General features: G+C 64.7%; 7 protein-coding genes. 2 read left to right on the forward strand and 5 right to left on the reverse strand.

The annotated features are described in order from the left end of the window. The 4 genes from L0G76_RS13500 to L0G76_RS13515 form a co-directional block, all read right to left on the reverse strand. Positions 1–653 (reverse strand): translation initiation factor IF-2 N-terminal domain-containing protein (locus tag L0G76_RS13500; RefSeq protein ID WP_304357692.1); only part of this gene is annotated, 653 nt, incomplete at its 3' end. 132 nt (positions 654–785) lie between these two features. Further along, a complete protein-coding gene (locus tag L0G76_RS13505) occupies positions 786–1061 on the reverse strand; it encodes a YlxR family protein (RefSeq protein WP_304357693.1) in 276 nt (91 codons plus the stop codon). Between the two features lie 71 nt (positions 1062–1132). Further along, entirely contained in the window at positions 1133–2095 is a 963-nt protein-coding gene (gene nusA / locus L0G76_RS13510) for a transcription termination factor NusA (RefSeq protein ID WP_304357694.1), read from the reverse strand. Positions 2096–2178: 83 nt separating this feature from the next. Continuing rightward, positions 2179–2643 (reverse strand): ribosome maturation factor RimP, encoded by a 465-nt coding sequence (locus L0G76_RS13515; RefSeq protein WP_092107316.1) that lies wholly within the window; start codon positions 2641–2643, stop codon positions 2179–2181. A gap of 127 nt (positions 2644–2770) precedes the next feature. On the opposite strand from L0G76_RS13515, the gene L0G76_RS13520 reads away from it, so the two are divergent. Both L0G76_RS13520 and L0G76_RS13525 read left to right on the forward strand, forming a co-directional pair. After that, a complete protein-coding gene (locus L0G76_RS13520) occupies positions 2771–3748 on the forward strand; it encodes a hypothetical protein (protein ID WP_304357695.1) in 978 nt (325 codons plus the stop codon). Next, entirely contained in the window at positions 3745–4764 is a 1020-nt protein-coding gene (locus tag L0G76_RS13525; RefSeq protein WP_304357696.1) for an aminoglycoside phosphotransferase family protein, read from the forward strand. Before L0G76_RS13520 ends, L0G76_RS13525 begins: the two co-directional genes overlap by 4 nt. Before the next feature lie 140 nt (positions 4765–4904). On the opposite strand, the gene L0G76_RS13530 is transcribed toward L0G76_RS13525, so the two are convergent. Then, positions 4905–5711: a TSUP family transporter gene (locus L0G76_RS13530; protein ID WP_304357697.1), complete on the reverse strand. Its 807-nt coding sequence runs from the start codon at positions 5709–5711 to the stop codon at positions 4905–4907. Positions 5712–5738: the final 27 nt, after the last annotated feature.

Below are 5738 nucleotides of genomic sequence, written 5' to 3' on the forward strand. Positions count from 1 at the left end.
TTCGGACCAGCCCCTGGCTTCGGGGCGGCCCCGGGCTTCGGCGCGGCACCCGGCTTGGGCGCGGCACCTGGTTCCGGCGCGTGCGACCGCGCCGCCGGCTTGGCCTGCTCAGTCGTGGAGTCGGCTGCGGCAGATGCGTCGGCGTCAGCAGGCTCGGTGCCAGCAGACTTGGCATCTGCAGACTTGGCGTCCGCAGCGGGCTCAGTCTCTGCAGCAGGTGCGGGGGCAGGCGTCGCGCCCGGCTTCGCACCGGTCGACTTGTCCGCGGGCTTCGCTTCTGCAGGGGTGGGTTCGGCTGCTTCGGTCGGCGCCGATGCTGCCTTGGCCCCGGGCTTGGGAGCTCCCGGCTTGGCCGGAGTCTTCGCACCCGGCTTGGGTGCGCCCGGCTTGGCCGCAGGCTTTGCGCCCGGTTTGGCTGCCGACTTCGAATCGGCTGATGCGCCGGAGGCCTTGTCTCCACCGGACTTGGCGTCTCCGCCGGACGCGGCCGGAGCGGAATCGGCGAAGGCTTCCTTCACCTTCCGCACGACTGGTGCCTCGAGGGTCGAGGAAGCGGAGCGAACGAATTCGCCCAGGTCCTGGAGTTTTTCGAGGACGTTCTTGCTTGTAGTGCCGAGCTCTTTCGCGAGCTCATGGACACGGGGCTTTGCCACAGTTCTCCTGTCCGGGTTCTTTCCCGGTCAGGAAAGAACCTCATCAATGAAGAGCAGTTCTCATTTCACTGCTCTCTCGAATTCCGATAGCGGTGTCATCGCACGACACTCACAACTTGTCATCCATTCGGGCTACCCGCTCTTCTTGGGTTCGGTATCCATCCTCGGCAGGTCCGAGGCGGTGACCTTCGTTCGAAAGGCTCGAGCGAAGGATGCGGACGTCAACGCCTTCTTCAGGCATGCGGCGTCCGGGTGCACCCAGGCTCCTCGTCCCGACAGTGTCGCTGACGCGTCATGGACGATGGCCGGATGCTGATCGGGTCGAATCACGAATCGCGTGAGTTCGTCCCGGTCGGCCTTTTGCCTGCAGCCGATGCACGTCCTTCGGGGTGCATCGCCAACAATCACAGTACACAATTCTACAGCACTTCAATCCCCACCCGTGCCACACCCGCAGTGGTTCAGGTCACGCTCGCCGCCTACTCAACATCGATGATGTCGATCTTCCAGCCGGTGAGCTTGGCTGCCAGGCGCGCATTCTGCCCTTCCTTGCCGATGGCCAGGGAGAGCTGGTCTCGAGGCACGATGGCGCGTGATTCCTGCATATCGGGATCGAGGATGTCCACCTGCCTCGCTTTGGCAGGTGAGAGTGCGTGAGAGATGAATTTGGCCGGGTCGTCGCTGTAGTCGACGATGTCGATCTTCTCCTGGCCCAGCTCATTCATCACGGCGCGAACACGGGAACCGAGCTCGCCGATGCATGAGCCCTTCGCATTCACACCGGGTTTCGTGGCCCGCACAGCGAGTTTGGTCCGGTGACCGGCTTCACGTGCCAGGGAGACGATCTCGACGGTGCCGTCTGCGATCTCCGGTGCTTCGTGCGCGAACAGCTTGCGCACGAGGTTCGGGTGTGTGCGCGAAACGGTGACGGATGTGCCTTTCGGCCCCTTGTGGACGTCGGCGATGTACACGCGAATGCGTGTTCCGTGCCGGTAGGTCTCACCCGGAACCTGTTCGTGGGGAGGCAGCACTGCCTCGACATCGCCGAGGTCGACCTGCACCATCTGCGGATCCCTGCCCTGCTGGATGGTGCCGGAGACGATCTCACCTTCGCGGCCCTTGAAGCTGCCGAGCACCGATTCGTCCTCGACATCGCGAAGCCGTTGGTGGATGACCTGTCGAGCCGTCTGCGCGGCGATGCGTCCGAAGCCGGTGGGAGTGTCATCGAACTCGCCGATCGGATTGTCATCGTTGTCGAACTCGACGGCGAGGATGCGAACTTCGCCCGAGCCCTTGTCCAGTTCAGCACGGGCATCTGGCCACGCACCCTCGGTCTTCTGATAGGCAAGGAACAGCGCTTGTTCGATGAGTTCGATCAGAGTGTCGAGCGGAATCTCCCGCTCTCGCTCGATAATGCGCAGAACACTGAGGTCGATATCCATGGCCTATATCCTCTCCGGCTCCCTCGAGCATTGAATTGTCTGTCTTCATTTATGCAGGCGTGACATTCTATCTCAGATTACGCTCACCGAAATTTGAGTTCGACCTGCGCCTTGACGATGTCGCTGAGCGAGACCGTGCGCTTCTCACGACTGGCGGGATCGGTGCCCGAAATTGAGTTCTCGCCCACATCGTCGAGATCGAGCTTGAAGGAGTGCTTCTTCGTGCTGATTTCGAGCCGGCGGCCGAGCACACGCTTGAAGTGTCGAGGGCACTCGAGCTTCCTCGTCGCTCCCGGGCTGGTGACCTCGAGCTGATACGGCTTATCGCGGAAGATCTCGACGTCGTCGAGGGTGTCACCGACGAGTCGGCTGGATTCGGCGATCTTGTCCATCGACATCGGTTCCGTGCTGGACTCATCGAGGTCGACGACGACCGTGAGCGCCCGCCGCTGGCCGGCGGCGACGGCCTTCACCGATTCCAGGTAGAACCCAGAGGTCTTCAGCGGCTCCCGCAGAATCTCCTCGATCCGCGCCACGTCCTCATCCATGTGTCCTCCAGTCCTCGTCCCGACGAGGTGCACCCCGCGCGGAAACGTCGTTTCTGCCCTGCTGCTTGACTTAGCCCCACCCTAAGCGACTCCCTGGCTGAGGTTAAGCATCCGCTAGGATTGGCCTATGCGTTTTCCCGTCAGCCGCCGCGCACTTCTCCTCTTCGGTGCGAGCGGGGCGAGCCTGGGTCTGCTGTCGGGCTGCGGTGTGAGGCTCGACACTCCCCCTGACGTTCCGACCCTCGATGAGACGAACCGGCTGCGCAATCGGATTGCCCGGATCCTCGCTGCCACCGCTGCGGGGAACAACGATCCGGAGACTGCAGGTGAGGCCCTGCAGAAATTCCGGGATGCCATCGGCCCCGTCTGGTCCCCTCCGACTGAGATGGCCACCGAACCCCCACCGTCTGAGGGACCGCGCACCTATATCGCCGCCGCCGAGGTGGTCTCGACTGCCGTATTCACCGACCTGCCTTCCTTGGGCTCAGGCCTCAATCCCGTCCTGGTCGACGTGGCGACCGGCCTTGCCCTGACCGCCGGGACGAAGGACGCCGAAATCATCCGCAGCTCAGATGCCCTGATCCGGAAGTCACGCAAGACCAGCCTCATCGACTCCTCGGAGAAGACTGGAACTGCGAAGGCCACGGGCTCCGTTGACGAGCAGGTGCCGGCTGCTGACGATTCCACCGCACCCCCGATGTGGAATGCGATCCTCAACCAGGCCAGGGCCGCCTCGTACGGGTACGAGCGTCTCGCCGTGAACTTCGATGCGAAGTCGCGCGAGCGCACACGCGCTGTGGCACGCCTGGAATCCCTGGGGGCACTGGCCGGGGAGATGCTCGAAATGCTCGGCGAGAAGAACGCCGACCCGGCTGCTCCTTCGTGGAAGCTCGACCCCAGCCCCACCGACCCGGAGACCGCCGAGGAGCTGGCTCTGTCGCTTGAAGACGGAATCGCCGCGGCTCTGCTGCCATGGCTGCAGACCGATGCGCGAGCGGCTCTGCGGCTGTGGGAATCGGCCCAGGCGCGCGCGGTCTTCGCCAGCCCACAGGTGCTTCGCTATACCTATTCCGGGGACTCCGGAGAGGCGGAGGCGAAGGAGTGAAGGTCCCACCTGTCCTGTACAACGCCACTCGCGACATCATCGGCGAGTTCCGCACCACTTCCTGGGTCGCGGCCTTGGATTTCATGGCCAGTGAGCTCGCCGAGCGGTGGCAGCTGAACTTCGACGAGGCCCCCGGCGCGCCGTGGGCCGGGTGCGAGAGCCTCGTCATTCCGGTCCTGACCCAGGAGAACTATCAGGGTGTTCTGCGCTTTGCGGCCCCCACCTCGGCGCATACAGCCGCGCATGCGCAGGCGCTGCGGGCGCTGAAGATGTGGAACGGGCACGGCGCCGTCCGGGTGATCAGGGACGATCACAGCTTCCGCGTGACGCTGCAGGAACGACTGCGGACGAACGACAATCTCTCCGTCCTGCCTTTGGCCGATGTGCCGCCGGTGTGGGGAGCCCTGCAGCGCTCTCTGGAGGTTCCGGCGGAGACGGAGTTCCTGCGGGTCCAGGATGTGGCCGCCGGATGGTTGAACACCTTCGACGCCGATGCCGGTCTGCTCAGCGGCTGGTCCGAGGCCGTCCGGGGTGACTCGCTCCTGCTCTCGTTCGCGCGCAATTGGATGCACACGCTGGCTGCGTCTGAGGAGAATTGGCTCATCCACGCCGATCTGCACTACTACAACATCCTCGCCGGCAACCCCGATTCCGTCGGCATCTCGACGTGGAAGGCCATCGACCCGCAGCCCCTGTCGGGGCCGACCGCCTACACTTTGGCGCCGGTGCTGTGGAATCGTCTCGTGGAGATCCCGTCTCAGCATCCGCAGGCCCAGGCGGCGTGGCTGCGCGGCTTCGCCTCCGACCTCGCTCTGTGCGCAGGTATGGACCCGCAATACGGGATGGGTGCGGCCGTCGCCCGGGAAATCTCCAACATGTTCTGGTACCTGAGGTCGGCCCGCAGCGGGGCGACCGAGGCCTTGGCCGATGCGGCACGTTCCCTGTGGGTGGCACGCGCCCTGTCGGGTGCCGACGTCGCCGGCGTCAATGCCCACGCCCTCAAGCCGATCGGCTGAGCACCGCCGGACTGCCTGTCGGCGGCCCAGTGCGCTCACGCTCTCGACCGCTCTCTGGTCAGCAACCGTCCGGTCGCTCGGCAACCCGTAGAAACGTTGCTGAGCGACCGAACGGTTGCTGAGTCGAGATCAGGCGGTCGTCAGTGGATGAGGCCGGAGATCACGTCGTAGCCGAGTTTGAGGATCATCGCAGAGACCACGACGACGAAGACGACTCGAACGAACCCCGACCCCTGCTTCAGCGCCGTGCGGGCCCCGACGATCCCGCCGAGGACGTTGCCCACAGCCACGACGAGGCCGAGCGCCCATACGACCTGGCCGTCGGGGATGAAATACACGAGGGCTCCGAAGTTCGTCGCCCAGTTGATGACCTTCGCCGTGGCCGAGGCCTGGAGGAACGAGAATCCGATGACCGTGACGAATGCGATGACGAGGAAGGAACCGGTGCCTGGGCCGAGCACACCGTCGTAGGTGCCGATGACCAAGCCGATCAGCCAAGACAGCCCGTGGTGTCGTTTCGAAGACTCTCCGAACCGGAGGGTCGCATCGGCGCCGAGGCTGGGGTTGATGACCGTGAAGAGTCCGACCCCGATGAGGGCGGCCAGGATGAGCGGAGTGAAGAGTTCGCCGGGGACCAGTGTTGCGAGTTTGGCGCCGAGGACCGCTCCGAGGAAGGCCGTGGCCGCGGCAGGGATCGTCGCCGACCGATCTGGCGTGATCTTACGCAGATAGGTCACCGCCGAGGCGGTCGTGCCCGCGATCGATCCCACTTTGTTCGTGGCAACCGCTTGGACCGGAGTCATGCCCGGGACCAGGAGCAGTGCCGGAAGCTGGATCAGACCCCCGCCTCCGACGACGGCATCGATCCACCCGGCCAGCACGCCCGCGGCCAGCAGCCACAGAAGCATGCCGAGCGTGACATCGACGCCGGCGGCGAGAGCCTCCATCACCGACGTCGGTTCACAGTGCAGATG

The organism is Brevibacterium picturae (assembly GCF_030453725.1).
In the GTDB taxonomy this organism is placed as follows: Bacteria; Actinomycetota; Actinomycetes; order Actinomycetales; family Brevibacteriaceae; genus Brevibacterium; species Brevibacterium sandarakinum_A.